The organism is Collinsella aerofaciens (assembly GCF_028207065.1).
Classification (GTDB): Bacteria; Actinomycetota; Coriobacteriia; order Coriobacteriales; family Coriobacteriaceae; genus Collinsella; species Collinsella aerofaciens_AR.
In genome coordinates, this window is the sequence record NZ_JAQLFP010000056.1 from 1 (window position 1) to 4,835 (window position 4,835).

A 4,835-nucleotide genomic window follows, 5' to 3' on the forward strand; every position below is an offset into this window, starting at 1 on the left:
CAAATGGTTCGATGTCTGCCCGGATGCGACACTGAATGTGTCCATCCTCGCAGTATCCGGTTCTCAAGGTGCACGCCCCGCGGCTGATCCGGTCCGACCGGGCCGCGCGGCAAGGAGATATATTGCCAGACCGGAGGGCCCCCGGGGGCGGGAATCTAGGCGTACACATTTCCTACACAATTTGGGATCCGACTAACGTTTGCCAGCCGTTAACTACCGCTCGCCGAGCATCTCTTTATATAAGGCAGTCTCATGGTTAAAGCGGATACGTTCCCCTAGCTAAAGCACAGCCAGCATCGAGCAACTCATCACGCTCTTCCACCGAGAACCCCTCGGCGTAGACGCGCACCACTGGTTCGGTCCCGCTAGGACGGACCAGCAGCCACGTGTCATCCTCGAATGCTAAACGCAAGCCATCCATATGACTAACGTTTTGCGGCACCTTGCCACAAATCGACTTGGGGTTTACGCCCGGCAGCAGGGTTCGTAACGTTTCGGCATCTTCGGCCTCAAGGCGCAAATCGCGTCGACCGTAACTCGTCTTACCAAAACTGTCCTCGAGTTGGTCGACCAGAACGCCCAAAGGCGCGTCCGTCTTTGCCATAAGCTCACACAGAATCAGACAGGCGAGGATTCCATCGCGCTCGGGCATATGCGCGGCGATGCCGATACCACCGGCTTCTTCGCCGCCTATGAGGACGCCACCCTTCTTCATCTCTGCCGCTATATATTTGAAACCGACTGGTTTGACGGTCACGCGGCAGCCAAGCGCCTCGGCAATGCGACGCACGAGCGTCGAGCACGAAAGATTGACGACGACGCGCCCCTCCAAATTACGAAATTGAACCAAGTCGCCCAAAACGAGCGCCATGATCTGATGCGGATGTATATATCTGCCGCGCTCGTCAACCGCGCCGATACGGTCGGCGTCGCCGTCGGTCACCAGGCCAGCGCAAGCTCCGTCCTCGATAACCGTATGCTCGCAAGCGTCCACCCACGGCTCAACGGGGTCGGGGCAGATATCCTCTTGGTCAGGCGCCTGCCCGGCGTGAATCTCGTGCACCTCAACGCCAAGCTCGCGCAGCAAGTCGGCTAGATAGCCCTGGGCTGCGCCGCCCATGGGGTCAACAACCACGCGCAGGTGCGCGGCGCGGATGGCTTCGGCATCGACAAACGATGCCACCGCTTGCATATAGTCAGGAATGATATCCGCGGTGCGATATTGCCCCTCGATCCCCATTGGCTCGGGAGCCATGGTCTCTTCGAGCTCTTCGATGACATCCTGGTTGGCGGTCGAGCCGTCACCCATGCGAATCTTGAGACACAGATAACCCTGCGGATGATGGGACCCCGTCACCATGAGCGCGCCGCACGCCTCACCGTCATAAGCCGCCGCCCACGTAAGAGCAGGGGTCGGAACAGGTCGCGAAGCGAGCACGGCGTCTAGCCCGTGCGCTGCTAGCACACCCGCCGCAAGCTCAGCGAACTCGCGCGCCAGGGGCCGAGTGTCGAACCCTATATATACCGTTTTGCCCGGATTGGTCTTTTGCCACAACTCGCCGACGGCATCGGCGATACGGGCAACGTTATCGGCAGTGAAGTCCTCATCGACGCGAGCGCGCCAACCGTCAGTTCCAAAATGAATTATCGCGCACACGCGCAGACACCTCACAGTGTTTGGATCATGGTACGCATGAGGTATACCCGCGATACACACTCGGCAACCTGCCGGCACCAGCATTCACCATTTGGGCAAATGCTGCCGAGGACATGCAAGCAATAAAAAAAACCGCCCCGTATGGAGCGGTTTTGCCCTTTATATATCGAGCGCCTCGGCCATCGCTGCCGTAGTGATTGCCGTGGTTCCACAGCAACTGCCCACCATTGCGGCACCGGCATGTCTCCATTCGATGCATGCGCGCGCGAAAGCTTCGGGGTTCTCGTGCCATACGGGGCCATCCTGAGTCTGGACCGGATCGCCCACGTTGGGACGCACCGTGACGGGAGTAGTCGCCGATGCAACCATCCTGGGCACCGCCGCGTTCGCGGCCGCAAGCGAACAGCAATTAACACCAACCGAGTTTGCGCCGTGTTTTTCGGCGTACAAAACGGCTGCCTCGATATTGAGGCCATCGCCCAACAGGTCGCCTTTGTCATCAACGACAAAACTCACCAGGACAGGCATGCCGTCAGCGGCATCTCGAGCGCCGGCAAGCATGGGCTGCAAATTACGGATAGACGTCACCGTCTCGATCAGCAGACCATCAACACCAGCATTGAGTAAGGCGTGCGCCTGTTCGCGCGCAATGCCTCGGATCTCACGAAACTCGGCAGAGTCCTCGGCAAACCACTCAATACCGATCGGACCCATCGAGCCCAGCAGCAGCTGAGGGTGCGCCTGGCGGGCATCGTCGACGGCCCCGCGATTGACCTCCGCCACGGACGGCGCAATCTGGTCGTGCGTGAGGGCATAGCTTGATGCCTGAAAGGTATTGGTAATGAGTACCTGCGCGCCGGCGGCGACATACAAGCGATGGATACGAGAAACGGTCTGCGGCTCTGCCAGATTCCAAAACGCCGGTGGAATATCGGCGGCATCGTACTCACTCAACAGAACACTGCCCATGGGGCCCTGCGCCAACAAGGTCTCGCTCGACAAGCGGCGCGTAAGTTCCTCGGCACCAAAGCGGTTGTAATAACTCGTATCCATATATATCCCGCTATTCCTCGACGCTGATTCCCTGCTTTTCGAGATAGGCGAGCCAGCGGCTCATCGTGTCCTCGGATAGCGCATGCTCCATCATGCAGGCCTCGGAATCGGCTCGCTCAAATTCGACACCGAGCTCCTGAACCAAAAACGTGCGGATGAGGCGATGACGGTACCAGATAGCCGTGCCAACCTCGCGGCCGCGATCGGTCAGGATTACCTTGCCATAGTGCGATTGCTCGACAAGCTCGGATGCCTTGAGCGCCGAAACCGCTTTATTGACCGATGCCTTGGAGACGCCAAGGCGCTGCGCGATGTCGACCGATCGCACGCCGTTGGTTTCCCCCTCTTCGCTTTCAATGCGAACCATGCACTCCAAGTAGTCTTCGTTCGCCACCGTCAGATGTAGTTCGCGCGAGCTATTTGTCGTATCCATGATCTTCCGTCCCTTCTGCATTCAATGGCTGATTCTACCCCATCCAAGCGTCGCGGTATGTCGTGGCATACCGTGCTAGAGTTCTTGTTGCACACGACGACCAAGATTGGAGCGGTCTTTATGGAAAACACCACCACGAACCCCGATGTCCTCGAGCGCTTTTTGCGCTACGTCCAGATCAACACGCAGTCCGAGGATGCAAACTGCGACCAGGTACCCTCGAGCGCCGTTCAGTTTGACCTTGCCAACGTGCTGGCTGAAGAGCTGCGCGAGCTTGGTGCGGAAGATGCCCACGTGACCGAGCACGCCTATGTCTGCGCGCATATCCCCGCAAGTGCGGGCGCTGAGGACAAGCCCGCCCTGGGCCTGATCGCCCATCTCGACACCACCGAAGTTGCACCGGGCGCCGGCGTGAAGCCACACATCGTACACTACGAAGGCGGCGACCTGGTCTGCGGCACGGTTGACGGTAAGCCCGTTGCCATGAGTACTGCCAAGCTTCCCGCCCTGAACGACCTCGCGGGTGAGGACCTGGTCTGCAGCGATGGCACCACGCTGCTGGGCGCGGACGACAAGGCAGGCGTCGCCGAGATCATGTCGCTTGTCGCGCGTATCGCTCAGGACCCCTCTCTGCCCCATCCCGCACTCGGCATTTGCTTCTGCCCTGACGAGGAGATCGGTCACGGAGCCGAGCTGTTGGATATCGATACCTTTGGCTGCAAGTACGCCTACACGGTCGACGGCGGCCCCATCGGCGAGCTGGAGTGGGAGTGCTTTAACGCCGCCGAGGCGACCGTCCGCTTTGAGGGCCAGTCCATCCACCCGGGCGACGCCAAGGGCCGTATGGTCAACGCAGGCAATCTGTTCTGCGACTTCAACGCGTTGCTCCCCTACGTGCAGCGCCCGGAGTATACGGAAGGCTACGAGGGCTTTTATCACCTTGAGGGTGTATCTGCGACCGTCGATCACGCCACAGCGCGCTATATCGTCCGCGACCATGACGCCGCCAAGTTCCAGCAGAAACTCGACCTTATTGATGCCGCCGCCTCGATGCTCAACCAGCGTCTGGGTGAGGAGCGCGTGACGGTCGAGATTAAGCAGCAGTATCGAAATATGGCCGAGATCGTTTGTGACTTTCCCGAGCTTATTGATGTTGCCAAGGAAGCCTACCTTGCCTGCGGCGTTGAGCCCCAAGTGCTGCCGATTCGCGGCGGCACCGACGGCGCGCAGCTGTCGTTCCGCGGTCTGCCCTGCCCCAACCTTTCCACCGGCGGCTATTGCTACCACGGCGTCAACGAATTCGTCCCGGTCAGTTCGCTCGTCAAGATGACCGACGTGCTCCAGGAGCTCGTCGCCCGCTTTGCATAAGCCTGGCCGCTCAAGCCTAAAAGACAAACCGCCCCGTCCTCTACAGAGGACGGGGCGGTTTTTGTACAGGGAGTGTCCCTAACTGCCGGCAGAAAAGGAACGTCCCCAAGTGCCGCAAAATGACGAGATCCACTCTCGCTTTGTGGGTAGTCATTGGGGACGTTCTTGTTTGACTAGTCGTTTAAGAACGTCCCCAATGACTACCCAACGACTAGTCCGGACCAAGGCAACGCCGATGTTTTGGCAACGACAGACACTATGACCCAATCCGAGGGCACTAAAAAGATAGGAGCCCCCGCTCGTGACCGCGGGTCGGGGCTGCGA

Annotated in this window: 4 protein-coding genes; 1 reads left to right on the plus strand and 3 read right to left on the minus strand. The window is 59.5% G+C overall.

Translation table 11 applies throughout. The features are described from left to right. Positions 1-256 precede the first annotated feature (256 nt). From PMX72_RS10170 to PMX72_RS10180, 3 genes are all read right to left on the minus strand, one after another. Complete coding sequence (locus PMX72_RS10170) at positions 257-1,657, minus strand: phosphoglucomutase/phosphomannomutase family protein (protein ID WP_117630036.1); 1,401 nt, start codon at positions 1,655-1,657, stop codon at positions 257-259. A gap of 159 nt (positions 1,658-1,816) precedes the next feature. Then, positions 1,817-2,710 carry a homocysteine S-methyltransferase family protein gene (locus PMX72_RS10175; RefSeq protein ID WP_118260189.1) on the minus strand — a complete coding sequence of 298 codons (894 nt, stop codon included), beginning with the start codon at positions 2,708-2,710 and terminating at the stop codon, positions 1,817-1,819. Between the two features lie 10 nt (positions 2,711-2,720). After that, complete coding sequence (locus PMX72_RS10180; protein ID WP_040359600.1) at positions 2,721-3,143, minus strand: metal-dependent transcriptional regulator; 423 nt, start codon at positions 3,141-3,143, stop codon at positions 2,721-2,723. A gap of 120 nt (positions 3,144-3,263) precedes the next feature. Here PMX72_RS10180 and pepT point away from each other — a divergent pair, with 120 nt between their 5' ends. Continuing rightward, complete coding sequence (gene pepT, locus PMX72_RS10185) at positions 3,264-4,511, plus strand: peptidase T (protein WP_271729925.1); 1,248 nt, start codon at positions 3,264-3,266, stop codon at positions 4,509-4,511. Positions 4,512-4,835 lie beyond the last annotated feature (324 nt).